Below are 26,419 nucleotides of genomic sequence, written 5' to 3'. Positions count from 1 at the left end.
TCCTCAGGCGTCTTGCTCATCAGCTTCAGGATGATCCGCGAGATCGTCGCCGGAATGGCATCGTCGAGCGTGGTCGGATCGGGTGGAACGACCGCCAGGTGGGCGTGAACGATCTCAAGCGGATCGTCGGAGACGAATGGAAGCTGGCCCGTGGTCAGCGCGTAGAACATCACGCCCAGCGAGTAGAAGTCGCTTCGCTGATCGACGCCGCGATTCATCCGCCCGGTCTGTTCCGGCGACACATAGGGCAGCAATGCGGCAAGTCTCGTCGGCGAATCGAACGGCTGCCGGGCCCGAGGACCATGAATGGCGGCGGCAAGCCCGAGCAGTCTGAGTTGGCGACGCTCCGGCTGATAGAGAAAGTTCTCCGGGTTGATGTCGCCAACGACGATCCCGGCGGAATGAACCTTGCCCAGCGCCTGAGCGGCCTGCAAAGCGATGCACAGAAAAGTGTCGACGTCCGGCTTGCCGGCCGTGAAACAATCACTGAGCGGAATGCCGCCCGGATCGTCGAGAATCAGTCGCGGAATGGCATCGCTCTCGTCGATGCCGAGCAAGCGGACGATACCTTCGCCCGCGACGCTCGCCAGAAGCTCCGCCTCGTTGTGCACCGCCGCGACTGCGTCGTCGTCCGCACATCGGCCGGTCTTCAGCAGCACCGGCCGAGAATCGGAGGCGCGCAGCGCTCTCCAGAGGGTCAGCGAAGCGCCTTCGTGAATCCTCGCAATCAGCTTGTATGAAGCTTCCATCTGCCTGCGCCCTGCAATCGCTAGAACGAGTCCTGCCGCGAAGCTTGCCAAGAGAAGCGGCGCCAACCATTTGGACAGTGAATCTGCTTCGCGACGTGCAGCCCAGCCGGCCGCGTCCAAGCGACCCGCGTGGCGCTACCTGTCGACCTGGTGGGATGCCATACGAAACGGCCAATAGTGGCTGAACTTGAGGGTGCAGTGAAGTGCGGCCGAAAAATCGTCAGACTTTGCCACGGCCAGGCACCCGGTGCGCACTTGCCCATGGTCCAGAGATCCGCAGAACCCACTCCCCCATTCCTCGCTTCCTACGCCGCGGCTCGGATGGCCGACGCGAGGACCATGCCACAGGCCACCTCCGGCGTCGCACCGTCCACGGCACGATGTGGTGGTCAGCACAGCGCAGCGATCGAAGGTTGATACAGCGAACCGCGCAACTCGGCGGCTTCTGACGGTGAAGTGCATAGAACGCGGAATCGAAGGTTGGATCAGATTCGGCACACTTCGACCAGGCAATCGTAGAAGGTGGCGCCGCTGCCCATGTCGGTGAGCTCCTGGCTGGTCACTTCGTTGCAGTTGCGGCCGTCGGGCGACAGCTTGCGCCACCAGATCGACGTTGCCTGCGCGACGCCGACGCGTGTGCGTTCGCTGACGACAGCACGCGCGTGAAACTCGCCGCGCCGGTTGAACACGCGCACTGACTCGCCTCCGTCGATGCCGCGCGCGGCCGCGTCGACCGGATGGAGCCAGACGGCGGGCGACTTTTCCTGGGCGAGAAAACGCGCCGAGTTGGCGAAAGTGCTATTGAGGAAATTGCGCGCCGGTGGCGTGATCAGCGCGAGCGGAAATTCGCTGGCGAGATCGCTTTCCCGCCATTCGCGCGGTGCGATGAAGGTGGGCAGCGGATCGAGACCGGCGCGCGCCAGCGTTTCACTGAAGAACTCGCACTTGCCGGACGGTGTCGGAAAGGCCCCGTCGGCGAAAGGCGCGGCGCCACGCGGCAGGTGCAGCCGGGCGTGCCCGTCGGCCTTGAGTTTCTCCCATGAGAGTCCGGCCAGGCGCTCGTCCTGCCAGTCGAAAGCCTGCCGGCAAAGGTCTTCGTCGCTGTCGGCAAAGCAGGCTTCGCGAAACCCCATCGCCCGCGCCAGACGCCGAAAGAGTTCGGTATTCGGCAGCGCCTCGGCGATCGGCGCAATCGCCGGCCGATTGACCTGCACGTACAGATGCCCGTACGACTTGTGAATGTCGAGTTGCTCGGCGTGACTGGCAGCCGGCAGCACGAGGTCGGCGTAGTCCGCCGTATCCGTCTGAAAAAGGTCGTGCACGACGGTAAACAGGTCTTCGCGCGCAAAGCCGCGCACGACCTCGCCCGACTGCGGCGCAACCGCCAGCGGGTTGCTGTTGTAGACGAAGAGCGCCTTGATCGGCGGTGTAGCGTGTAGAAGATCGTGGCCGATGGTGCTCATGTTGATCGTTCGCGGCCGCGGCAGCGGCATCAGGTCGGGCCGTTCGAGCGCTGCGCTGGCCACCGGATAGTTGCCCGAAGTCGACAGCAGAACCCCCCCGGCGGGATGCCGCCAGGCACCGACGAGTGCCGGCAGACAGGCGATCGCGCGCAGCGCCATACCGCCGCCGGCGGTCCGGTTGATCCCGTAATTGGTGCGGATGGCGGCTGGCTGCGTCGTCGCATACGCATGCGCGAGTGCTTCGATCTCGCCTGCGTCGATCCCGCAGAGGGCTGCCGCACGGTCCACCGGATACTCCGCCGCGCGCTCGGCAAGCGCTGCAAAGCCGATGCAGTGACGGTCGATGTAGTCGCGATCGAGCAGCCCGTCGCGGATCAGGACGTGCATCAGGCCAAGGGCCAGCGCACTGTCGGTCCCCGGCACCAGCGCCAGGTGCTGATCGCACTTCTCGGCGGTCGCCGTGCGCAAGGGATCGATCGCGACGAGACGCGCGCCGCGCCGCTTCGCCTGCTGCACGAGTCGCCAGAAATGCAGATTGGAGACGACGCTGTTCGTCCCCCAGAGGATGATCAGGCGGGCGTCGACGATGTTCTCCGGGTCGAAGCCGCGCATCGCGCCGATCGTCGCCGCATACCCCATGGCGCCGGCGCTGGCGCAGATCGTGCGGTCGAGTTGGGCAGCCCCGAGGCGGTGGAAAAAGCGGCGGTCCATCGAAGCGTAACCAAGCAGACCGGAATTGCCGGCATAACTGTAGGGAACGATCGACTCGGCGCCGTCTTCGGCGATAATGCGCTGGAAACGCTCGACGATCGTCGCCAGCGCCTCGTCCCAGGATATGCGCACGAACTTCGCGCCTGGCCCCTTGGTGCCCACCCGACGCAGCGGAAAGAGCAGCCGATCGGGGTGGTGCAGCCGTTCGGGGTAGAAAGCGACCTTGGTACACAATACGCCGTCGGTCGGCGGATGGTCCGCGGCGCCGACCACTTTGATCACCCGACCGTCATGCACCGTCAGGTCGAGCGCACAGGTATCGGGACAGTCGTGCGGGCAGACACCGCGCACGATGGTCGGGCTTTCACCCGCGGCTGAAGTTGTCACGTGATCTCCTTTCGGCGAAGGGCGAGCCGCTCAACGCAGGATTCCCAGCAGGTTCGAGAAACTGTCGGTCCACAGGCTGAAGCCCGGACGAGCGACCAGCACCTCGGCACCCGGAATTCGCGCCGACAGGCTGGCCGCCCGCTCGGCCGATGCGATCATTACCCACACTGTCCGCCGGCAGAAGGCGTCGCCTTCTTCCCGTTGCAGTTGGTGAATCAGCGCCACGCGGCCAAGTTTCTCGGTCGCCGCAGCGACCACCGGCCGCAGGTCGAGGTAGCGGTTGGTGATGTGCACGGCAAGCACACCGTCGTTCTTCACGTGGCGCAGATACGCCTGCATTGCCTCGATGGTGAGCAGATGAGTTGGGATCGAATCGCCCGAGAAGGCGTCGATGGCCAGCAGGTCGAAGCCCTGCGCAGGTTCGCGTTCGAGCATCAGCCGCCCGTCGCCGAGCACGTGCGCAATCTCCGCCGGGGAATCCGCGAGGTAGGTGAACTCGCTGCGCGCCAGTTCCAGCGCCTGCTCGTTGATTTCGTACATGCGCATCTGGTCGCCTGCCCGGCCATAGGTAGCCAGCGTCCCGGCGCCCAGACCAAGCACGCCGATCTTCAGCGGCGGGTCACCGGCCAGGCTGCGCAAAGCGAGACCAATGCCCGATTTCTCGCAGTAGTAGGCGGTCGGTTGGCGCCGATACTGCTCGGCCATGAACTGCTCGCCGTGGTAAACCTCGCCATGCTGCATCCGGCGTTTCACCCCCAGATCGTCGTAGCTGACGTCGTCGATGCGCAACTGACCGTAGAAGTTGCGCAGGACGCGCCGATAGTCGGCCACGTAGTCATAGGAGATCTGCCCGAGGCGGACGCCATAGGCAAGCAGGGCGGCAACGAGCAGCCAGCGCCAACCCGGCCGAACCTCCTGCCAGAGGATGACGATCACCAGTCCGGCGCACAGGAATAGACCGATGGGCAATTCGTAGTAGGCGTTGAAAATCGCCGGCGCCAGCAGGCCGACGAACATTCCGCCCAAAGCTCCACCGATCGACAGCATCAGATAGAACAGCGTCAGGTGACGTACCGGTGGCCGCCGCCGAACGAGCTCGCCGTGGCAGACCATGCAGAAGACGAAGAGCGAACCGGCGAGCAAGGCGACCAGCACCGGCACGCCCAATCCGGCGCCTTCGAGAACGACGTCGAGGGTCAGGAAAGCGATCGGCAGCGCGCAGAGAAAGCCACGCCGGTGGTAGTAGCGCGGAGCATCGAAACAAAGGATGAAGCTGAGCAGATAGATGCTCAGCGGCAACACCCAGAGGAAGGGAACCGGCGCCACGTCCTGCGTCAGATGGCGGGTAACGGCCAGCAGCAGCAGCGATGCGCTCATCGCCAGGCCGACCCACAACAGGCATTCGCGCCAGGTTGGCGGCGCCGTCTCTGGCCTGCTCGCCGCGTTCTCGCGCTCGCTCGCGACGCCGTGCCACGACTGCCAGGCGCTGGCGAAACACGCGACGACGAACGCGACATAGGCGAACGACCAGCCTTGCGCCTGCGCCAGAACGGGAAAGTTGGGTTCGACCAAGACCGGATAGCTCAGCAAGGCGAGCATCGAGGCCAGGTTCGACAGGGCGTACAGCCGGTACGGCATCAAGCTGGCGAAAGCCCGGGCGTACCACGCCTGCATCAACGGACCGGTCGTCGACAGCAGGAGATAGGGCAAGCCGACGGCCGAGGCGAGAACGAGCAAAACGTTCCACGTCGGGTTGTCGAGCGTCATCCCTTTCCACGCCGGATCGGCGACCACCGGCAGCGTCGCCAGGCTGACCAGCAACAGGGCGCAATGGACCAGATTCTGCCGGCGTGGCGCCAGCCACTCGTGCAAGACGTGAACGTAAAGATAGCCCAGCAGCAGTTCGACCTGAAAGAAGACCAGGCAAGTGCTCCACACCGACGACGAACCGCCGAACCACGGCAGGATCATCTTGGCGATGATCGGCTGAATCTGGAAAAGCAGAAACGCCGACAGAAAGACGGTCAAGGCAAAGCTGGTCATCGCTCGCTCCAACCCTCAACCTGCTGTGCGCCCGGCCTTGCCGCCTCTCTGGCCCACGTCAGAACGACACTGTTCCGCGGCTGGACGACAAACTGCGGCGACATGATCTGCACTCCAAAGATGTTGAACCGACCGTGCTGCTTGGCGCACCGGGCAGGCAGGCGTGCGACAGGGGGCACTGGGCACTACGACAGGCCGCTGCCCCGATCAGCTTCGCCGAACTGCGAAATGGGCACCTGCACGCCGGAGCACCCTGCTCGAAAACCGCGCATTATAGCCGTGCAAGGCGCGGGCAAGGCGGATGCCGGCGCCACTCGGCTGGGCGACGGGGGGCCGTAACCGGTTATCTGGCAAGCTTTTCGTACAAGGTAACGACGTTTTCCATAGTTTCCAGAATGCGCTCGCTGGTCGTCGCCACCGTGGTCGGCGGCCGCTTGTCGGCACCGGCAGGCTGACTCAGCGCGTTCGCAAAGAACATCCACTGCTGCTTGACCAGGTCGAGTTCTTCGCGTAGCGCCGCATTGTTCGTCGGCGCCGCGTTCAGTTCGTCCAGCGCGCTGACAAACTCGCTGCGTGCCTTGTCGATTTCTGCCCCCGTCTGCTCGCCGCCAATCCCCCAAGCCGCCGCCTGGTAGAACTTGGCCATCCGTTGCGAGAGCATGCGCTGGCGGCCCGCGATATTCACCAGGCGGCCGGAAGTCGTGCCGGAACGGCTTTCGAGTTGCTGCGTACCCTGATGCGCGAGGCGCAGAACCTCGTCCGACAGTTGCAGGATACGTGCGCCTTCGGCTTGCTTCGGTACGGCCGCGATCAGCGCCTGGCGATACGCCACCCAAGCCCTGTCCAACTTCTGATAAGTCTCCCGGATCTCGGGCGACGGAGCAAAGCTCTTCAGCTCGCCAAGCTGCCGCTCGAAAAGCGCTACCGAAGCGTCGAGAACGCGGCGCGAACGATCGCTGTCCACCCCCAGGCCGATCTGGAAGAAGCACTTGGCCATGCGCTGCGAGAGCATGCGCTGGCGGCCGGCCTTGTTGATCGCGGAATTGATGTCGGCAATCTCAGCCGCCGCCGACACGTGCACAAACAGCGCCAAGACGACAAAACACCAACGGCACGCTACTTTCCCAAGCATCGCAACGCCTCCAGCCGTGTCCAAGGTCAGCGATTGTACACCGCCGGGCGGCGACCATTGCAGGCAAGCGCCCGGCGGGATCGGCCGTCAGGCGGTTCCGCCAACCGTCAGACCGTCGATACGCAGCGTCGGCTGGCCGACGCCGACCGGTACGCTCTGTCCATCCTTGCCGCAGGTGCCGACGCCGGGGTCGAGGCGCAAGTCATTGCCGATCATCGAAACCCGCGTCATCGCTTCCGGTCCGCTGCCGATCAGGGTCGCGCCCTTGACCGGTGCGCCGACCTTGCCGTTCTCGATCAGATAGGCTTCGGACATCGAAAAGACGAACTTGCCGTTCGTGATGTCGACCTGACCACCGCCGAAGTTGACTGCGTAGATTCCCTTCTTGACCGAGGCGATGATTTCCTCGGCGTGCCGGTCGCCAGCCTGCATCGTGGTATTGGTCATGCGCGGCAGCGGCAGGTGAGCAAAGGATTCGCGCCGCCCGTTGCCGGTCGAGGCCACGCCCATCAGGCGGGCATTCAGACTATCCTGCAGATAGCCGAGCAGAATCCCGTCTTCGATCAACACGGTGCGCTGCGTTGGATTGCCTTCGTCGTCGATATTGAGCGAACCGCGGCGACCCGGCAGCGTACCGTCATCGATCACGGTGACGCCCGCGGCGGCCACCCGGCTGCCCACGCGCCCGGCAAACGTCGAGCTTCCCTTGCGGTTGAAGTCGCCTTCCAGACCGTGACCGACCGCTTCGTGCAGCAGAATTCCCGGCCAGCCAGGACCGAGAATGACCGTCATCGTCCCGGCGGGTGCCGGCTGCGCACCGAGATTGGTCAGCGCCTGATGTACGGCTTCCCGCGCATAGGTCTGCAGCAGCGCATCGCTGAAGAAGGCATAGTCGGTCCGGCCGCCGCCGCCGGACGAGCCCTGCTCGCGCTCACCGTTCTCCTCGACGATGACGGTCAGCGAAACGCGTACCAGCGGTCGAATGTCGGCCACCAGCCGTCCGTCGCTGCCCGCGACGAGAATCACCTCGTACTCGCCAGCCAGATGCGCCATCACCTGTTTGACCCGCGGGTCCTCGGCACGCGCCAGCGCTTCCAGCCGTTCGAGCAGGCGGACCTTGCTCGCCGCGTCCAGCGAGGCGAGCGGATCGTTCGCTGCATAGAGCGCATGCCCGCCTTTGCGCCGGGTCAGCGGCACCCGCCGTTCCTCACCCGCCGCGGCAATCGCGCGCACAGCGCTCGCCGCATCGTCGAGCGCCTGTGCGCTGATGTCGTCGGAATAGGCGAAGGCGGTCTTCTCGCCGGCCAGCGCGCGCACGCCCACGCCTTCGTCGATGTTGAAACTGCCGGCCTTGACAATTCCTTCCTCGAGGCTCCACGCCTCGCAACGCGTGTACTGGAAGTAGAGGTCGGCATAGTCGACCCGATGCGCCATGATCCGGCCGAAGACGCGTTGCAAATCGGCCTGGTCAAGACCATAGGGAGTGAGCAGGGTGTTCCTGGCCTGCGTCAGCAGGGTCTGGTTTCTGGCGGTCATACAGTGGTTCCCATGACAACTGCGGGTGGGTCGAGCTTGCCTTGCCTTCTCTTCACATTACCCGGTGGCGAAGCGCCGGCAGACTGGCGCGAACCTCCGCCAGGCGTGCTTCTTCCAGATCGCCGATGACGACTCCCGGCCCTTTCGCCTGGCGCGCGAGAATGTCGCCCCAGGGGTCTACCAGCATGCTGTTGCCGTGCGTCTCGCGTCCGTTTTCGTGCCGACCGCCCTGCGCCACCGCCAGGACGTAGCATTGATTCTCGATTGCCCGCGCGCGCAGAAGGATTTCCCAGTGCGCCCGCCCGGTCGTCTCGGTGAATGCCGCCGGAATGACCAGCAGGTCTGTGACACCCAATGCGCGATAAAGCTCCGGGAACCTGAGGTCGTAGCAGATCGACAATCCGACGCGGCCAAGCGAGGTATCGACGGCGACCGCCCGAGTACCCGCTTTGATCGTTGCGCTTTCGTCGTAGTTCTCGTTTCCTTGGCGAAAGCCAAAGAGGTGGATCTTGTCGTAGCGCGCCGCACGCTGCCCGTCTGGGCGATAAACCAGACAGGAATTGAACACCTTGCCCGGATCGTCAGTGCGCAGCGGCAGCGATCCGCCGATCAGCCAGATGCCATGGCGAGCGGCTGCCGCGGCGAGAAAATCCTGGATCGGCCCACCACCGGCGTCCTCCTGCAGGCTCACCTTGTCAGTGTCGTTCATCCCCATGATGGCGAAATACTCGGGCAGGGCCACGAGTTGCGCCCCCTGCGCCACCGCTTCGTCGATCAGCCGCGCAGCGCTGTGCAGGTTGTCAGCGACGCGCGGCGTAGAAACCATTTGCAGTGCGGCAACGCGCCAGCGCCGGTGCGCCTGCCCGCCAGTCGATTCGTTCATACACTCTCCATTCGGCCGACAGCACCTATGCTGCCAGCGATCAGGGCACACTGGCCGGCGCCGCCTTGGCACGGGTCAGCTTTTCCACCTTGGGATCGGCCCAGGTACCGGTAATCAGGTACTCGGACGCGAAAACCCGGTTGAGCGGATTCTGCAGCATTCGATGCGCCAGCAAGGTGGCCACGCCGGCCAGCGGATTGACCACGGCAACACCGAGCGCCGCACTGCCCCCGAGTTCAGGTTGCACACTGACCGCCAGACGCTGCGTTTCCCGCTTCAGGTCGGTCTCTCCACGCAGCACGACACGCGCCGCCGGCCCGTCGATCTGCAGGCGATCCGAGCGCATCAAACCGCTGCTCACCGTCATTTTCCCGCTGATCCGGTCAAACGCGAAGCCTTCGCTGAACACATCGCCGAAATCGAGCAGAAAACGGCGCGGCAAGCCCTGCAGGCTGATCAGACCGAGCAGCTTGCCGGCTGCACCAGGGTCGAGCTTGAGGAACTGGCCCTTATTCGCTTCAAGCGCCATGTCGCCGCTCAACGTCGCGTAATCGAGCGCCGCCGGCGACCCTTGCCAGCCGATCCGGCCGTTCATCGTCGCATTGCCTGCACGCATCGTTCCGCCATGGCCCAATCGATCGAGCAACCTGCCGACATCATTGCTTTCCAGGGCAAAATCCAGTTGCGTGCGATTGCCGTTGGCCACCTGCCACTGCCCCCGCCCGGTCAGGCTGCCGAAGGGATTGCTCAACACGATCCGGTCAAGCAACCAGATGCCGCCGTCGTTGTGCGCCTGCACGTCAAGATGGCCGAAGTGGTGGTCGCCGACGATGAAATCGTCGACCACGATATCCAGCGCTGGCAACTCGTCGAGCAGTTCGCTCGTGCTGCCTTGCTCACTGGTCTTTTCCGGGCGCCGCCATTTCTTGAAACGCGCGCTCAGCTTGCCGGCGCCGGTCCCGTCCCATTGAAAGCTTCCGATTGCCTCACGCGCGTTCACATAGCCCCGCCACTGGGCCGCCGCGCCGTTGATGCCGGCGCTGACCTCGTTGTAGTGTTTGCCGAGGATGACCAGCTCGTCTGCCTTCAGGTCGACAGTGAGCGGCGGCAGGCTGCTGCCGGCGGATGAGGCGCCATCCTTGCCGCGCCCACGCCAGACGTTCCGCCAATAGTCGAGATCGACCAGCCGCGCGCTGATCCCGAACACGATGCCACGTTCGGGAATCTGCCCCGGCGGCCGACCGATGGCAATCGCCCCACGCTCAAGCACGCGTTCATCGCCCTGCTTGCGGCGAATCAGTTGCAGGCCGAGAATGCTGCCGAGCGTTGCGCGCAACTGCTCGCGTACGATTGGAGTTCCACTGCGCTGCGCCGCCGTCGGTAACACAGCGCTCTCGATGCGTAGCGGCAGTACGTCACTGGCCGCCTTGGCGAACGGCGCGGCCAGCGTTGAAGCGATACCGACAAGATTCGACTCGATGACCAGTTCGACCTCGCGCTTGCGGATACGGATCTCAGCCCGATAGGTGGTGCTGCCGGAAAGCGCTTCGAAAACCGGCAGCTCGGCACGCCGGCGGACTTCCTCGGCAGCGATCGTCCCGCTGGTGGTCACCAGAACGCGCCCACCCTGGACACTGCCCCTGATCTTCACCGGGCCGCCCAGGAAGCTGGCCGCGATTTCATTGACGCGCAGGTCCTTCTCGCTGAAGTTCAGCGTGCCATTGACCTGGCGCAGAGGCGGCAGCGCCGGATCGACCGTCACTTCGTTGGCGAGGAAGGTGTAGCTGCCGTCGACCCTGGACTCCGGCAGGTGCACCTCGGCGAGCGGTATCGTCAGACCGATATCGAGCCGCCCCTTGCCGATGGCGCCCATCGGCGCGGTAAAGTGGTCAATCTGTGCCGCCACCGGGCTCTGCGCGATGAACTTGAGAAACTCTGCCGTTTCGCCTTCGGCCACTCCCTTTACCTTGAGCGTCGCCACCGGTGCATCGAAGTCGGCAATCTGGGCTCGCGTCGGCCCGAGGCGCGCACCGAGAATGGCTCCGCGCTTCGCCTCGACGACCATGCCGGCACCCTCGAAGCGTAAATCCGCCTCGATTCCGCTGATCGCGGGCCATCCCTGCGCGTAGTCGAGAACGACATCACGCGCCTTCACTGTCACCAGGAACTGGCCCTGCGTACGGTCGAGAAAAGGAAAATGCGCCAAGTCGCCTTGCAGAACGAGCTTCGCCTCGCTCGCGCTACCCGCCTTGAGCGCATCGCGCACCCAGTGCCGGGCATCGGCATTGACCGCCCGTGGCAGGTAGCGCCACACGGCGCGCGCCTCCGCGCGGCTCAGCGAGGCGGTCAAGTCGACCGTGCCCGGACCCTCGCCGTTGAAGCGATACGTGCCGCGCGCCGCACCGGCGGCGTCTGGACCGGCAAATTCGGCGCGCAGCAGTTCGGCGTCAAGCTGCCCCTGGCTGATTTTCCAACGGGCTTGTGCGTTCAGCGTATCAAGCGCAATCGCTGACTCCGGGAAAACCCTCGGCAGATCAAGCGTCACCGCCTTGGCGCGCAGTTCGGCGCTGCCCCCCTTCTCGTTCGCATCCACAACACCGGAGACGCCGGATACGCCCGGGAAGTAGGCGCGCGCTTTCAACGCCAGGTCGTCAAAACGTGCTTTCAGCGTGTAGCTGTTCAATCTATCCACGCTCCCCTGCCAGGCCGCTCGCAGTTCGCTGATCTTGCCGCGCGGGGCGAAGTCGTCGAGCAGTCGGCGCGAACCGGCATCGAGCGGTAGATAAGCCGCCAGCGCAGCAACCGTGGCGAGTTCAAAGCTGCTCGCGCTTGCTTTCCCGTGCACTGTTTGCCCGTCACTCTGCCGTCGCCAGTCGACCGCGAAGTCGCTGGGCTCAATGCGCAGGCCCAGCTCAGCGCTACTACGAGCCGCTTCCGACGGTCGTGTCGTGAGCTGCACGCCACGCGCTTGGACGCTCGCCCCATCCGCCAGGAAGCGCACGCCGACACGGCCCGACATGTGCAGCAGATCGAGTGCCGGCAGATCGCGTGCCAGACGCAGATTCACGTCGTCCAGAGCGAAGTCGCCGGTCAGCTCGCGCAGCCCACCATCGGCGAAATCCGCCCACAGGCGAAGCGCGCCGCGTCCGCGCGGCAAGGCGACCGGGTAATCCAGCCAGGCGCGCCAGACGGCCAGGTCCACCTGGTCGAGCTGCGCGAAGGCCTGCCCGGTCCACGTGCTGGCCTGCTCGATGTCCTTGCCGCGAAAATCGCCGCGCAGATCGATCGGCGAGGCGAATTCGGTCGGAGGAACGGCAGTCAGACCAAAACGGTGGCGGCGGCCGTCGTTGTCAAGCGCGAAATTCACCTGTTGCAGGGTGAGCGGAGGAGCACCGCGTTTCGCATCCTCCCAGACGACGGTAGCGCCACTTACGCGAATGCTTTTCTGCGCCAGAACCCAATCGGCGACATCGTTGTTGCTGCCCTCCTCGCTGACCGCGATGCCGGCAATGAAAAAGCGCCCGTCCACCTCGCGCCGCAGATGCAGCGTCGGCTGGTCGATCTGCAGCAGGCGCAGGCGAAGCTGCAGACTGGGTAGCGACCACCACGAGAGAACGCTCTCGACACGCCTGAAGGCGAGCGCGGGCTGCCCCTTGCGGTCAGCAATGCGCACGTCGGAAAGAATCAGATCAGGATTGAGGCCAGCCCACCTGGCCTCGATTCGCCCAATGCTCACCGCCAGACCCAGCGCCCGACTGGCTTCCCGCTCAATGTCCGGACGATAGGCTTCGATGCCGGGAAGAACCAGATAGCGCAGTCCGAGAATAAGGAGGACGAAGGCGAAATAGATCAGCCAGAACGCGCGCACCGAGAAAGCCCACACCGCGCGCAGCGCTGGAGTTACGGCCACCGGCAACCGCTGGCGCGTGCGGCCGGGCAAACCCGGAGCAATTTCATCCGCTGCCATCAGGCCGCCTCGGCAACAGTCAGAGGAGGCGACGGCCCGGCGCGCGGTAAGGCTGCAGCCCGCCGGCGCGCCGACCCAGGCGCTCGCTCAGGCGGCTCACCGACCCGTAAAGGCGCCATACGCCTGGTAAGCCGCAACGACCGCCAGGACAAGGAAAAAGGCACCGCTCAGCTTGTGCAGAAGTGCAAGCGGAATCCTCTGCAGGATGGTCCGGCCTGCCAGGATACCGATCGCCGACGTCATCGCCAGTGCGGCGGTGGCGCCGACCCAGACGGCCGCTGGCGCGTGTGTGCTGCTCAAGGCAACGACGGCGAGTTGCGTCTTGTCGCCAAACTCAGCCACCGTCAGGAGCAGAAAGGTGGTCAGAAAGATCCCGTGGCCACTCCTTTCCTCGACCTCCTCGTCATCGTCTTCGTCCTTGGCGCGCAGAGCGTGGATGCCGAAGACGGCGAACAGCACCGCTACCGTCGCGCCGACCACATACTCGGGCAGCCAACTGGCAATCGCCGCGCCAAACACGACGGCCAAGGTATTGAGCACGGCAAAGGCCGCCAGCGCACCGAGCATGACCGGCGCCGGACGATGGCGGGAAGCAAGCGTCATGCACACGAGCTGGCTCTTGTCGCCGATTTCCGCCGCGGCAATCAAGGCAAAACTGGTCACCGCCGCCGCCGACCAGTCGACCAGGCTGCCCGTCGCGGCCAGCGAGAAGAATTGCGAAACCTCGGCGAGCAAGCTGTCCATTGCGTTCCTCGGAAAATTCGGTTGCTGCCACGACGACGCGAGACAGGCGGCCCGGCCGGGCCGGAATAGAACACGTGAGTATAGCGCGAGTAGGCGTCACGCGTGACAGATGAGTGCGCTCACTGCAGCAAGCTGGCGCCACCGCCTACGCCTGATGGCCATCTCGAGACCGCCGCACTCGCCGTGTTGACCCCGACCGCACGGAGGCTACGGGGCAGGTGGACAAACGTGATTTTCGACACTGGCTCGCCGGCACAGACGTGCAAAGATGCAGCCCATGCACCTTAGAGACAAGTTTGGGAGTCATCCATGAAATTGCTGAGCCTGCTGGTGGTAGTGCTCGGATTGCAAGCCAGCCAAGCCGCATTGGGCGCCTCACTCTTCAGATGCCAGTACAACGGACGCGTCGAATTTTCGGACAGACCCTGTCAACCCGCCAAACCGCAAAGCCTCTGCGTGGACAGGGATGGCCGGAGCCAGCCGCCAGCGCAGTGCAGCGCGCCGGGGCTGGACGCTGGCAAGCCGGCGATCCTCGCTCCCGCCGCTACCCATCGTTCGGGCAGCACTGTCGATCTGCCCACTCGTCTGGCCTTGACGAAGTGATCAGCAAGCCGGAGATGAGGCTGCGCACGGCCGAACCTCGTCCCGCTGGAGCCGCTGACCGAGTAGTCTCGACCAAGCCGGACGGTGGCCTGCAGAGCTGAGGGCGACATGGTTGAATCGCCGGTTTCCCCCACGTTCTGGCGGCAAAGCCCACCGCGACGGGCCGAACATGACGAGTTTCTCGCCCCCTCTCCTACCATGCTGACGATGCCAGGCGGCGACCGCCGGCAGCCAGCCGAGCGCATGCCCGGTTGGATTTTTCGCCTGATCTGATCTTCAAACAGCCCCGACAGTATTGCCATTCGATGGTGACAGCGATCACCGTCGAGGGACCTTGGCTCACCACCCGCGCACACCCGGACGCCCGGCCCAGGCGCGAGCGCCTCGCTGCTGCCGCGCGACCTACCTGGATGCCGTTGGCAGCTTCGACACAGCTGGCGTGGTGCCAGCCGCCAACGATGGCGCCAGCCTCGCCGAGCAGAACGACTCTGTCGTACTGGGAACCGAGTTGGTCGACGAGTTGTCGGAAAAAATCCTGTTCGAAGCGATAGACCAGCCCCTCTGAAAGGACGAAGAATGCCCGTACCGACAGTCCGTCTGCTCGCCTTTGCCGGTAGCGGCCGCAAGGATTCGCTCAATCGGCGACTGCTCGCCGCTGCCGTGGCCATCGCGCAGGAGCAGGGGGCGGAAGTGACGCTGCTCGACCTGAAAGCCGATACCTTGCCCCTTTATGACGGCGACCTCGAAGCTGCCGGCATGCCGGCGCGCGTCATCGAGTTGAAACACTTGTTCGCGGCGCACGACGGCTTCCTCATCGCCTCGCCCGAATACAACAGCTTTTTCACACCCTTGCTGAAGAATACGATCGACTGGCTGTCACGCCCGGCCCCTGCCGGCGTGCCGGAAGCACTTTCCGGCCGTACCGCCGCCATCTTTGGCGCCTCACCCGGCGCCCTCGGCGGTATCCGAGGCTTGCCCTACGTTCGCCTTCTCCTGTCCCGGCTCGGCGTCCTCGTGTCGCCCAACGAACTCGCCGTGGGCCATGCGGCCAAGGTCATTGGCGACGGCAAGCTGGACGACCCGAAGCTGCAGCAAGCGCTCGCCGGCGTCGTCGGCGACCTGATCCGACTGACCGCCGCGCGCCAGGCCATACGCTAACCGACCGCGCGCTTCTGCCTCTCACCCCATTACCAGGAGTCCTCCATGGTCAAGATCGCCATCGTCTTTCACAGCGGCTACGGCCACACGGCGCGACAGGCCGCCGCCGTCCACCAGGGGGCCTGCTCGGTTGCCGGCGCCAGCGCGACGCTCTACCCCGTCAACGACCTCAGCGAAAACCATTGGGCTGAACTCAATGCCGCCGATGCCATCATCTTCGGTGCACCGACCTACATGGGCAACGCATCCGCCGACTTCAAGAAGTTTGCCGACGCTTCGAGCAAGCCCTGGTTCGCCCAGGCCTGGCGGAACAAGATTGCCGGTGGCTTCACCAACTCGGCCTCGCTCAACGGCGACAAGTACGCAACGCTGATGTCCTTCGTCACGCTGGCCATGCAGCACTCGATGATCTGGGTCGGCACCGGCATGTTGCCAGCGAACAGTTCGCAGGCCCACCGCAACGACATCAACCGACTCGGCTCGTTCATTGGTGCAATGGCGCAGAGCGATTCCGATATCGGCGCCGACCTGGCTCCCCCCGAAGGCGACCTGGCGACCGCCCGCCAGTATGGCAAGCGCATCGCCGAAATCACGCTGCAGTACGTCAAGGGCCGCTGATCGGCAAGCGCCAGGATACGCTGGCGCTCTGACCCTCCAGCACGGTTGACCAGACGCAAGCGAACGCACCCGGCGGCACCGTCTTCCGCCCGGTCCACCTTGTCACCTCGACCTTGTCACCTCGTCACCTTGTTCTTGCCACTCCCGGCAGCCGTGACCGCTGGCGCAAGCGGGGCCTGGCCCGCCATCGCCGTTCTGCTGGAACTGAGTGTAGGCCGTCAGTTCGAGACGCTCATTGTTGAGTACCCTGCCATTAAAATGGCTCCGCTTCGTATCGGAAGCCAGTACGCGCTTTATTTCCGGCGCGATCCAATAGACCACGCGCAGTTTGACCACTCCCCGCGGTGAGCGGCCCCAGCCGTCGCCCTCCACCCGAAAGGCAGTGAAAGTCCCGGCTGGCACGGTGATCTGCTCGCGCTCGATTACCCTGAAGTCGAACTCCGTTTCGCTGTCGAAACCATTCGGCGTCAGCACGCGAAAACGGGTAGACCAGCGCTTGCCCAGCGCATATTCCTGAATGTAGAACTGCGCGCCGGTGTAGTGCCAACCCGGCGGCCGTTTGATGAAATTGCCCAACAGATCGGTCACCAGGCTGCCATCGTTGAAGTGCACTTCGCCTTCGGTAATCGCGCTCACGCAGTTGCTGAACCGGCGCAGTTCGAGCCTCGTATAGAGGTCGATCTCGCGGTAGCGCCAGCACTCGCCGACCTTGAACTGCGTGTCTACCCGCGCGCTACCCTTGCTGAATGGGTTGTCCCTCGCCTCCTGGATGACAATCGCCTTCTCGCCCCCGGCTTTCAACAAGCGGTCGAGTCGAAACTGCGCCAGTTCGGAGAATTTTCCGCTGGGATAGCGGCGCAGGTACTCTTCCAAGTGCGCGGGTTCCTTCGCCAGCCGAATCTCCTGCCAGAGAGCGAGTTCCTCGTTGAACAGCCTTTCCAGTTCAATTTCGGATTTTCGCCTGAGCTCCTGCGGCGGCAAGAAAAAGAAGTCGTCATCAAGCGAGGTGCTCTCCCATGGGATCTGCAAGCCCTCCGAGCTGCGCCTTACAGCCAGGCGTACGCGCTTGAAAACGTCTTCGATCCGGGTTTCCGGCACCTTCATCTCACGCAGGAGGCTCTCCGTGTACAAGCCGTTGGCGCCGTCGCCATCGCTCGCCGTATTCCCCGGCGCAGTCGCATAGGCGAGCAGCGAACCCGGCGGCGCATCAAACTGGCTCAGGCCGGGCTGTTCGATCGGCAAGCGCGTACCAAACGGGTTGTCACGGCAGGCGTCGAGGATGATGATGTTCATCGGGTTCTTCGCCTGCTTCAGGCCAGCGAGCAGTGAATTGAGCTCGATCGTCTTCGTCTGCAGATCGGCGAGCTTGTCGAGCCGCGCATCGACCGGAATCAGATAGTTGCGCCAAGCGAGTTGCGCGCCGTGCCCGGCGTAGTAGAAGATACCGACGCCTCTGCTGCGCGCGAGTTCGCCACAGAACGCGTCGATCGCCTCACTCATCTGCTGCCGACTTGCCTCGAGCCGCAAGCTCAGCCTGAACCCGACCCGCTGCAGTTCCTTGGCAAATGCGCGCGCGTCATTGGCCGGGTTGTTCAGCGGCGCTTGCCCATAGTTCGCATTACCGATCACCAACGCCAATCGCGGCAAGGCGTGCACGATCGACACTTCGGCGGCCGGCATCACAGGGAGCGGCAACAGCGAAGCGCCGGCGAGAGCACCAGCCTGCTTCAACCACAAGCGTCGCGCCTCGCCGCAGGCATGCGCTCCGCTCACCGCCATCGCCGTCGACCTCTCACCTAGATGCGGAAACCACCGGCGCAGACGAGCAGTTCGCCCGACACGTAGTTGGCTTCCGGATAGCACAGCATGGCGATCGCTCCCGCCGCCTCCTCGGGCGTTCCGCCCCGACCGAGCGGGATCATTGCCGCCATCTGGCGCATCAGGTCCGGGTTGACCCCTGCCTTGATCTGCCGACCTTCGATCTCCAGCACCGCCTCGCCGGCTGTCGCGCCGGTCAGGCGCGTGTTGATCAGACCAAAGGCAACGCAATTGACGTTCACCCGGTAGCGGCCCCACTCCTTGGCCAGCGTCCGCGTCAGCCCGACGATTCCCGCTTTCGCAGCAGCATAGCCGGCCTGCCCAGCGTTGCCACCGACGCCGGCGATCGACGACACATTGACCACTTTGCGAAAGGTTTCCCGACCACTCTCGCTCTCGCTGCGCGCTGCCGCGCGCAAGAAATCCGCCGCCGCACGCAGAATGCGGAAGGGCGCGGTGAGGTGCACTTCAAGCATTGCCTGCCACTGCTCGTCGCTCATCTTCTGGACAACATTGTCCCAGGTATATCCGGCATTGTTGATGATGATGTCAAGCCCACCGAAATGGTCGAGCGCACTTTGCACGAAGCGTTCAGCGAAATCGGTCGCGGTCACGCTACCGACACAGGCAATCGCCTCGCCACCGCTGTCTGCAATCGCGCTGACCGTCGCCAACGCCGGCGCCTGGTCAACATCGTTGACCACGACGCGAGCCCCCTCCTCGGCCAGCTTGAGCGCCACTGCCCGACCAATGCCGCGACCAGAACCACTGACGATAGCCACCTTCCCAGCGAGTTTTCCCATGTCTTGCTCCTCTTCTGCTCACTCGAAATGCCTTGCGCTGCCCGTCTACGCGTCCCGTTTAGTCCAGCGGAGAGAAGCGCTGGAACTTGGCAGCGATCAGGACTTGCGCAGCCAGGCGATCAACGGATGAAGTCGCGACTGACCTGACGGAAGATATCGCTTCCCGCCTGCTGCAGCCACTCGAAAGCAACCATCTCGCGCGAGACGATGTCGGCGCCATGACGGCGCATGCGGGCCAAGGCGAGCGCTTTGTCCGAACTGCGCCGCGAGCCGACCGCATCCTCGACGACGTAGACCTGACGACCGGCAGCGAGCAGGTCGAGCACCGTCTGCAGGACACAGACGTGTGCTTCAGTTCCGGCCACGACGAACTGCTGACGATCGCCGCCGGCCGCCCTGAACACCCCCCCATCGGCCAGTGCCGAAAAGTGAATCTTCTCGACCCTGCTGGCTGTCGGCGGCAGGCAGGCGCGCAATTCGGACAGAGTGGCGCCCAGACCGCGCGGATACTGCTCGGTAGCAATCACCGGGACATGCAACTGCCCGGCGAGTTTCGTCAACCAGACGCTCGCCTCGACAACGCTGCCCGCATCGTCGATCGCCGGCAGCAGACGCTCCTGCAAGTCGACGAGCAGCAGCACCGAATGATCTATCCTCATCAACATAGAGTTTCCTCCGAACAATCAGGGCGATCGGCCGCACGCCCGGGGTCGTCGACGAGGCCAGCGGCCAGCGCGTGCGGCAACACCCCGGCAGCCTGCCCAGCCCCGGACGGTTTCTCGAACGGACTTGCTCGCCGGGAGCAATGGTAATATCCGGTCACCGGAGAATCACCGACTTGCCCCGCAGGAGACTTTCCCGCATGAAACGACTTGAATGCTGCATCACCCCGGCCGTCATAGCCGTCGCCGTCGCCCTCGTCACCGCCTGCAGCAAGGAAGCCGACCATCCACCTGCGGCGACCGGCAAACCGGCCGCAGCCGCCCTTCCGGCAAGCGCTTCAAGCAGTGCAACACCGCCGCTGACGCTCGCGGCGACGCGTGGCGACCTGAATGAAATCAAGACGCTGCTGGAAGGTGGTGCGGACGTCGATGCACCCGATGCGCTGGGCAGAACGCCGCTGCACCTGGCCGCCTTCCATCGCCGCGGCAAGGCGTCCGAGTTGCTCCTGGCACGCGGGGCAAACATCAACGCGCGCGACCGGATCGGGATGACGCCGCTGCACGCGGCCGTGCTCTCCGGCGGTCGGCCCGAGGTCGAACTTCTGCTCGACAAGCGCGCCGAGGTCAACGCGAAAAGCGACGCGGGTCAGACGGCGCTGCACCTGGCTGCCGCCACCGGCCAGCCGAAAGTGGCGCGCGTCCTGATCGAACGTGGCGCTGACCCGGAAAGCGTCGACAAGAACGGCAAGACCCCACTTTTCTATGCCTCGCGCAACAAACACCCGGTCACCACCGAGTTTCTCCAGCAGTACGCGCAGAACTGAGGTGCAGCGACTCAGGCTTTCTTGAGCGCCTCGTCACGCAGTTCACGACGGAGAATCTTGCCCACGTTCGTCTTCGGCAACTCGCTGCGAAACTCGACCTGGCTGGGTACCTTGTAGCCGGTCAAGTGCTCGCGGCAGTGAGCGATCAGCACCTCGGCAGTGAGCGCGGCGTCCTTCTTGACGACGAAGATCTTGACCGCTTCGCCCGACTTCTCATGCGGTATGCCGACCGCGGCGACTTCCAGGACGCCCGGATGTTGCGCGACCACGTCCTCGACCTCATTTGGATAGACATTGAAGCCGGAAACGAGAATCATGTCCTTCTTACGATCGACGATACGCACGAAGCCTCTTTCGTCCATCACTGCGATGTCGCCGGTCATCAGGAAACCGTCGGCGGTGATTACCTTTGCCGTCTCTTCCGGCCGATTGTAATAGCCCTTCATCACCTGCGGACCGCGGATGCACAACTCGCCGCGTTCGCCGAGCGGAACATCCTGCCCGGCGTCGTTGCGCAGGGTGACCTCGGTCGACGAGATCGGCAGGCCGATTGCGCCGGTATAGTCGGCGATATCGAGCGGGTTGATGGTTGCTGCCGGCGACGTTTCGGTCAAGCCATAGGCTTCGATCAGCGGCTTGCCGGTCACCAGCTTCCACTTCACGGCAACCGCTTTCTGCACCGCCATTCCCCCGCCCAAGGTCACCTTCAGGTGCTTGAAGTCGAGCGCACAGAACGCGTCGTTATTGAGCAGCGCGTTGAACAGGGTGTTGACGCCCGTGATCACTGTAAACGGATACTTGCCCAGTTCGGCAACGAAGGCAGGGATGTCGCGTGGATTGGTGATCAGCAGATTGCTTGCCCCGATCTTGAAGAAGGTGAAGCAATTCGCGGTCAGGGCAAAGATGTGATAGAGCGGCAAGGCGGTGACCACCATGTGCTGTGCGTCGCCCAGTTCGGGCTTGATCCAGGCATGCGCCTGCGCCAGATTGGCCAGGATGTTGCGGTGAACCAGCATGGCTCCCTTCGAAACGCCCGTCGTACCCCCGGTGTATTGCAGGAAGGCAAGATCTTCCTGCGCGACGGCGACTTTCTTGAGTTCACCAGCCGCACCCTTGCCAAGCGCCGTGCGGAACTCGACCGCCCGCGGCAGACTGTAGGCCGGCACCATCTTCTTGACGTACTTGACGACAAAGTTGACCACCGCGCCTTTCGGAAAGCCCAGCATGTCCCCCAGGCGCGCCAGAACGATGTGCTTGACCGGCGTCCGGGCAAGTACCTCCTCGAGCGTGACGGCGAAGTTCTCCAGAATAACGATGACCTCGGCACCAGAATCCTTCAACTGATGTTCGAGTTCGCGCGGCGTGTAGAGGGGGTTGACATTGACCACGACATAGCCCGCGCGCAGCGCTCCGAAAATGCAGATCGGATACTGCAGGACGTTCGGCAGCATCACCGCGACGCGTGCACCCGGCGGCAGCATGAGCACCGATTGCAGGTATGCGGCGAAGTCGCGCGACAGCTTGTCGAGTTGCCCATAGGTAATCTCGACGCCCATATTGATATAGGCGACGCGCTCGCGGTACTGTGCAACGCTTCTTTCGAAGAGTTCGCCGAGCGACTGGAATTCGCTCAGATCAACCTCGGCAGGTACCCCCTTCTGGTAGCTTTCGAGCCAGATTCTTTCCACTGCTCTCCTCCTGAATCAATTGATGGTTTCCCCTGTCACCGGGGTGAAATGCCTGCTCAGCGCTGCAGGTACTGCAACTTGCCGGTCTTGCCGTTCCATTCATCGGCGTCCGCCGGCGGCTCCTTGCGTTCGAGGATTGTCGGCCACTGCCCGGCCAACTCCGCATTGAGCGCGATGAAGTGGCGCTGTGCCTGCGGAACGTCATCCTCGGCGAGAATTGCTTCGGCGGGGCACTCGGGGACACACAGCGTGCAATCGATGCACTCTTCCGGATCGATGACCAGGAAATTCGGCCCCTCGTGAAAGCAATCCACCGGGCACACATCGACGCAATCCGTAAACTTGCACTTGATACAGTTCTCAGTAACGACGTAGGCCATTGTCTAGTCTCGTGAATCTGCGACGGATTCACTATAGCGCATTTGCCGCGGACGAGACAGAGCAACGGCTTCCCATGACGATGATTTTTGTTTAGCATAGCGGGGCTGGCTGAGCTTGCTGCCGGTCGGTCTGTAACGACCCCGCTTCTGCCGCCCGCCTCGCCCCCCCGCTTCGGCCACGCACCCCATCCAGATCCCGCTAGAGGCTAGCCCATGAACGAACACATTCACCATGTTACCGACGACAGTTTTGCCGCCGACGTCCTCCAGTCGGACCGCCCCGTGCTGGTCGATTACTGGGCCGAATGGTGCGGCCCGTGCAAAATGATTGCGCCGCTGCTCGACGACGTGGCCAACGACTATGCCGGTCGACTGAAGGTGGTCAAGCTCAACATCGACGACAACCAGAAGACGCCAGCCAGCTACGGCATACGCGGGATACCGACGCTGATGCTGTTCAAGAACGGCAACGTCGAGGCGACCAAGGTCGGCGCGCTCTCGAAGTCGCAATTGGTAACCTTCATTGACAGCAATATCTAAAGTCGCTACCCTGCGCCTGAAGGTGGCGTGGGTGCTCCATGCAACCCACGGTTTCGGCCAGCCATCGGCTGACACCTGAGCTTCACTCACGCTTCGGGCACTCTTCGAGTACTTTCTTCTCGCCGCAACAGCGGCGCCCCGCCGAGCACGTGGCCATTCCGCCGGCCGTCGTCTGACCCACGACGGCACGCGGACGTCCGGCCCCCCTTCTCCATCGTCAGCAAATGCATTTATCCGAACTCAAAGCACTTCATGTAAGCCAGCTTCTCGACATGGCGGTCAACAACAACGTCGAAGGCGCCAACCGTCTGCGCAAACACGAACTGATTTTCGCGCTGCTCAAAAACCAGGCCAGGAAAGGCGAGAGTATTTTCGGCGATGGGACACTGGAGACACTTTCGGACGGGTTCGGCTTTCTGCGCTCGCCCGACACCTCGTATCTCGCCAGCACCGACGACATCTATGTCAGCCCCAGCCAGATCAGGCGCTTCAACCTGCACACCGGCGATACCATCGAGGGGGAAATTCGCACGCCGAAAGACGGTGAACGCTACTTCGCCCTGGTCAAGGTCGACCGGATCAACGGCGAAGTCCCCGAGGCGTCGAAGAACAAGATCCTGTTCGAGAACCTGACGCCGCTCCACCCAGCCGAGCATATCGAGCTCGAGCGCGACATCCGCGGCGAGGAAAACATCACCAGCCGAATCATCGACATCATCGCGCCAATCGGCAAGGGACAACGCGGCCTCCTGGTCGCCAGCCCGAAGAGCGGCAAGACCGTCATGATGCAGCACATCGCACACGCCATCACGAGCAACCATCCGGATATCTCGCTGATCGTCCTGCTCATCGACGAGCGCCCCGAAGAAGTGACCGAGATGACCCGCTCGGTACGCGGCGAGGTGGTCGCCTCGACCTTCGACGAGCCGGCAACCCGGCATGTCCAGGTCGCTGAGATGGTAATCGAAAAGGCCAAGCGGCTGGTCGAGCACAAGAAAGACGTGGTCATCCTGCTCGACTCGATCACACGCCTGGCGCGCGCCTACAATACGGTTCAACCGGCTTCAGGCAAGGTTCTCACCGGCGGCGTCGACGCCAATGCGCTGCAGAAGCCCAAGCGCTTCTTCGGTGCTGCGCGCAACATTGAAGAAGGCGGCTCGCTCACGATCATCGCGACCGCGCTGATCGACACCGGCAGCCGCATGGACGATGTCATCTACGAAGAGTTCAAGGGGACCGGCAACATGGAGATCCACCTTGACCGGCGTATGGCAGAGAAACGCGTCTACCCGGCGATCAACGTCAATCGCTCGGGCACACGGCGCGAGGAACTGCTTCTCAAACCCGATATCCTGCAGAAAATGTGGATTCTGCGCAAGCTGCTCTACAACATGGACGACCTTGAGGCGATGGAGTTCCTTCTTGACAAGATCAAGGCCACCAAGAACAACGCCGAATTTTTCGACTCGATGCGGCGTTGATTACCTGAGCTGCAGCACGCCAGGCGAGGCCATGCGCAAGCGCTGCGGCCTGCGCTGAAGCCGCCTGTACGGTCAAGGCGGTCGGCCGTGAGCCCGACGAAGGATTGCGGATGGCGTGAAAATGCACCATAATTCGCGTTTTTTCATTGGTCAGGCTGGTCGATCGCTGTCGGCGCACGATCGACGAGCCAGTTCAACCTACAGGAAAAGCACCAGATGAAAGCCACTATCCATCCTGCCTACAACGAAATCACGGTGACCTGCTCCTGCGGTAACACCTTTACTACCCGGTCGACGATGAAGAAGGCCTTGCATGTCGAAGTGTGTGCGGCCTGCCATCCGTTCTACACCGGTAAGCAGAAGATCATCGATACGGCTGGCCGGGTAGAAAAATTCAACCAGAAGTACGGCGCCATTCGCAAGTCGGCTTGAGCCGGCGCGCCCCGCCGTCTTGGTTTCGGCGACGAAGGCAGCCGGTCGGCTGCCTTTTTTTTGCCCACCAGCGATCGCCCCATGTCAGTTGAGCCGGAAAGTTCTCCTCTCAACGGGATCCGCCTGCACCCGCGAGGTGCGGTCCTGGCGCTCCTGCTGGCGATCTACATTTTCAGCGGCCTGATCGGCCACGACCCATGGAAGACGGACGATGCGGTAACCATTGGCGTCGTGCACGACATCGTCACTCACGCCAACTGGTTGACCCCGGGCCTCGCCGGCCGCCCCTACCCTGACGCACCGCTCTACTACTGGCTTGCCGCAGCGACGGCACACCTGTCTTCCTGGCTCCTGCCGGTGCACGAAGGCGCACGCCTCGCAAGCGGCGTGTGCACCTTGCTGGCGCTCAGCTTCATTCTCCTCGCCGCGCGCGAACTGCATGGTCGCGCAGCAGCGCCGGCAGCTCCACTGCTGCTTGCCGGCAGCATCGGCTTCCTGTTTCACGCGCACGAGGCGCAGCCGATGCTCGCCGCGCTTACTGCCCATACCGCTGCTTACTGGGGACTGACGCTGATCAACCGGAAACCGCTAGCCGGGGCTGGCTGTTTCGCAGTGGCGCTTGGCCTGGGTTTCCTTGCCAACGGTCTGGTGCCCATGCTTTCGCTCTTGCCGATCGCCGGCTTCGTCGCCTGGCGCTCGGACAAGCGCCGGCAGACCGGGCTCCTGTTGCTCGCTGCGCTGCTGCTCGCCAGCGCGATTGCCGCTTGCTGGGCTTTCGCGCTGCTCACCACGCGGCCGGATTTCCTGCACGCGTTCTGGCGCGAGGAATTGCTCCAATTGACCGGCAGCAGCCAGCCGCTACTCAGTTTCCCGCGGGTTCTGCTGCTCCTCACCTGGTACGCCTGGCCGGCACTCCCGCTCGCCGGGTGGACGCTATGGGCGCGTCGCCGACAATTGCTCGGCCGGCAACTGAGCTTCCCGATCTTTGCCTTCCTCGCCTCGCTGGTCATCATCAGTGTCTGCTTCGGAACGCGCAGCGCGCCTACCCTGCTCCTTCTGCCTTCGCTGGTCTTGCTCGCCGTCCCCGGTGTCTCGTCCTTGCGACGCGGTGCGGCGAACGCCTTCGACTGGTTCGCCATGATCACCTTCAGCTTCTTTGCCCTGCTTGCCTGGGCAGGCTGGGTTGCCACGACTTTCGGCTGGCCCGAACGCCTGGCCAGCGAAGTCGGCCGGCTGGAACCCGGTTTCACGCCGCAGCTCAGCGTCGTGTTGATCGCTCTTGCCCTTCTCGCTACGCTGATCTGGTCATGGTTGATCGCCACCAGTCCGCGCTCGCCGATGCGGGGAATCGTGCACTGGATGGCCGGACTGACCCTTTTCTGGTTCCTCATCGCGACGCTCTGGATGCCATGGATCGACTACGGCAAGAGCTATCGCCCACTATCGGCGGGGCTCGCCCGAGCCCTGCCCGAGAAACGTGAATGCATTGCCAATGGCAACCTGGGCGACTCGCTGCTTGCCTCGCTCGACTATTTCGATCGCATACGAACCGTCGGACTGGACTCGCCCGCCAGCACGCGCTGTGACCTGCTGCTCGTGCAGGGCTCGCTGAAGGATGAGAGCCCGCTCGCCAGTGCAAACTGGCGAAAGATCTGGGAGGGCGCGCGGCCGGCCGACCGTCGCGACAGCGAGAAGTTGAAGCTCTACCGACGCGACAACAAACCCAACCGCCGGACGCCCGGAGCAAGCGTGTCGCCTTTGCTCGGAAATTGACCCAGAGGCCAGATATAATATATA

General features: G+C 63.7%; 21 protein-coding genes. 8 read left to right on the top strand and 13 right to left on the bottom strand.

Annotated features, from left to right (window positions below; genetic code table 11):
* The 8 genes from RKP46_RS04375 to RKP46_RS04340 all read right to left on the bottom strand — a co-directional run.
* Positions 1–749: serine/threonine-protein kinase (locus RKP46_RS04375; protein ID WP_311105501.1), on the bottom strand; the 749-nt coding region annotated here is incomplete at its 3' end.
* 485 nt (positions 750–1,234) lie between these two features.
* Positions 1,235–3,310 (bottom strand): molybdopterin oxidoreductase family protein, encoded by a 2,076-nt coding sequence (locus RKP46_RS04370; protein WP_311105500.1) that lies wholly within the window; start codon positions 3,308–3,310, stop codon positions 1,235–1,237.
* Between the two features lie 30 nt (positions 3,311–3,340).
* Positions 3,341–5,353: a fused MFS/spermidine synthase gene (locus tag RKP46_RS04365; protein ID WP_311105499.1), complete on the bottom strand. Its 2,013-nt coding sequence runs from the start codon at positions 5,351–5,353 to the stop codon at positions 3,341–3,343.
* A gap of 343 nt (positions 5,354–5,696) precedes the next feature.
* Positions 5,697–6,485: a type IV pili methyl-accepting chemotaxis transducer N-terminal domain-containing protein gene (locus RKP46_RS04360; RefSeq protein WP_311105498.1), complete on the bottom strand. Its 789-nt coding sequence runs from the start codon at positions 6,483–6,485 to the stop codon at positions 5,697–5,699.
* Positions 6,486–6,572: 87 nt separating this feature from the next.
* Entirely contained in the window at positions 6,573–8,021 is a 1,449-nt protein-coding gene (gene tldD / locus RKP46_RS04355; RefSeq protein ID WP_311105497.1) for a metalloprotease TldD, read from the bottom strand.
* 52 nt (positions 8,022–8,073) lie between these two features.
* Positions 8,074–8,904, bottom strand: coding sequence for a carbon-nitrogen hydrolase family protein (locus RKP46_RS04350; protein ID WP_311105496.1), 831 nt, complete (start codon positions 8,902–8,904; stop codon positions 8,074–8,076).
* 40 nt (positions 8,905–8,944) lie between these two features.
* Entirely contained in the window at positions 8,945–12,871 is a 3,927-nt protein-coding gene (locus RKP46_RS04345) for a YhdP family protein (protein ID WP_311105495.1), read from the bottom strand.
* Positions 12,872–12,967: 96 nt separating this feature from the next.
* Positions 12,968–13,615 (bottom strand): TMEM165/GDT1 family protein, encoded by a 648-nt coding sequence (locus RKP46_RS04340; RefSeq protein ID WP_311105494.1) that lies wholly within the window; start codon positions 13,613–13,615, stop codon positions 12,968–12,970.
* A 1,042-nt stretch (positions 13,616–14,657) separates the two neighbouring features.
* Between RKP46_RS04340 and RKP46_RS04335 the strand changes: the two genes are divergently transcribed.
* The 3 genes from RKP46_RS04335 to RKP46_RS04325 are packed head-to-tail and all read left to right on the top strand — an operon-like array spanning position 14,658 to position 15,994.
* Entirely contained in the window at positions 14,658–14,783 is a 126-nt protein-coding gene (locus tag RKP46_RS04335) for a hypothetical protein (protein WP_311105493.1), read from the top strand.
* Positions 14,784–14,794: 11 nt separating this feature from the next.
* The gene (locus RKP46_RS04330; protein WP_311105492.1) at positions 14,795–15,376 is read left to right on the top strand and encodes an NAD(P)H-dependent oxidoreductase; all 582 of its coding nucleotides are present in this window, start codon (positions 14,795–14,797) and stop codon (positions 15,374–15,376) included.
* A gap of 45 nt (positions 15,377–15,421) precedes the next feature.
* On the top strand, positions 15,422–15,994 hold the full coding sequence (locus RKP46_RS04325; RefSeq protein WP_311105491.1) for a flavodoxin family protein: 573 nt from the start codon (positions 15,422–15,424) through the stop codon (positions 15,992–15,994).
* Positions 15,995–16,096: 102 nt separating this feature from the next.
* Here RKP46_RS04325 and RKP46_RS04320 read toward each other — a convergent pair whose 3' ends face one another.
* The 3 genes from RKP46_RS04320 to RKP46_RS04310 form a co-directional block, all read right to left on the bottom strand.
* The gene (locus RKP46_RS04320) at positions 16,097–17,767 is read right to left on the bottom strand and encodes a caspase family protein (protein ID WP_311105490.1); all 1,671 of its coding nucleotides are present in this window, start codon (positions 17,765–17,767) and stop codon (positions 16,097–16,099) included.
* A gap of 23 nt (positions 17,768–17,790) precedes the next feature.
* On the bottom strand, positions 17,791–18,615 hold the full coding sequence (locus RKP46_RS04315) for an SDR family oxidoreductase (protein ID WP_311105489.1): 825 nt from the start codon (positions 18,613–18,615) through the stop codon (positions 17,791–17,793).
* Positions 18,616–18,734: 119 nt separating this feature from the next.
* A complete protein-coding gene (locus RKP46_RS04310; RefSeq protein WP_311105488.1) occupies positions 18,735–19,280 on the bottom strand; it encodes an isochorismatase family protein in 546 nt (181 codons plus the stop codon).
* 197 nt (positions 19,281–19,477) lie between these two features.
* Between RKP46_RS04310 and RKP46_RS04305 the strand changes: the two genes are divergently transcribed.
* Positions 19,478–20,101 (top strand): ankyrin repeat domain-containing protein, encoded by a 624-nt coding sequence (locus tag RKP46_RS04305; protein WP_311105487.1) that lies wholly within the window; start codon positions 19,478–19,480, stop codon positions 20,099–20,101.
* Positions 20,102–20,112: 11 nt separating this feature from the next.
* Here RKP46_RS04305 and fadD read toward each other — a convergent pair whose 3' ends face one another.
* The gene (gene fadD / locus RKP46_RS04300; RefSeq protein WP_311105486.1) at positions 20,113–21,789 is read right to left on the bottom strand and encodes a long-chain-fatty-acid--CoA ligase FadD; all 1,677 of its coding nucleotides are present in this window, start codon (positions 21,787–21,789) and stop codon (positions 20,113–20,115) included.
* A 56-nt stretch (positions 21,790–21,845) separates the two neighbouring features.
* The gene (gene fdxA / locus RKP46_RS04295) at positions 21,846–22,169 is read right to left on the bottom strand and encodes a ferredoxin FdxA (RefSeq protein ID WP_311105485.1); all 324 of its coding nucleotides are present in this window, start codon (positions 22,167–22,169) and stop codon (positions 21,846–21,848) included.
* 213 nt (positions 22,170–22,382) lie between these two features.
* Here fdxA and trxA point away from each other — a divergent pair, with 213 nt between their 5' ends.
* From trxA to RKP46_RS04275, 4 genes are all read left to right on the top strand, one after another.
* A complete protein-coding gene (gene trxA, locus RKP46_RS04290) occupies positions 22,383–22,709 on the top strand; it encodes a thioredoxin TrxA (RefSeq protein WP_311105484.1) in 327 nt (108 codons plus the stop codon).
* 224 nt (positions 22,710–22,933) lie between these two features.
* Positions 22,934–24,190, top strand: a complete 1,257-nt coding sequence (rho, locus tag RKP46_RS04285; protein ID WP_311105483.1) for a transcription termination factor Rho — start codon at positions 22,934–22,936, stop codon at positions 24,188–24,190.
* 216 nt (positions 24,191–24,406) lie between these two features.
* Complete coding sequence (gene rpmE / locus RKP46_RS04280; RefSeq protein ID WP_311105482.1) at positions 24,407–24,622, top strand: 50S ribosomal protein L31; 216 nt, start codon at positions 24,407–24,409, stop codon at positions 24,620–24,622.
* A gap of 81 nt (positions 24,623–24,703) precedes the next feature.
* Positions 24,704–26,395, top strand: coding sequence for a glycosyltransferase family 39 protein (locus tag RKP46_RS04275; RefSeq protein WP_311105481.1), 1,692 nt, complete (start codon positions 24,704–24,706; stop codon positions 26,393–26,395).
* Positions 26,396–26,419: the final 24 nt, after the last annotated feature.

Source organism: Accumulibacter sp. (assembly GCF_031732815.1).
In the GTDB taxonomy this organism is placed as follows: Bacteria; Pseudomonadota; Gammaproteobacteria; order Burkholderiales; family Rhodocyclaceae; genus Accumulibacter.
The sequence above is the reverse complement of the archived record's forward strand: the minus strand, read 5'-3'. Positions and strand labels throughout refer to the sequence as shown.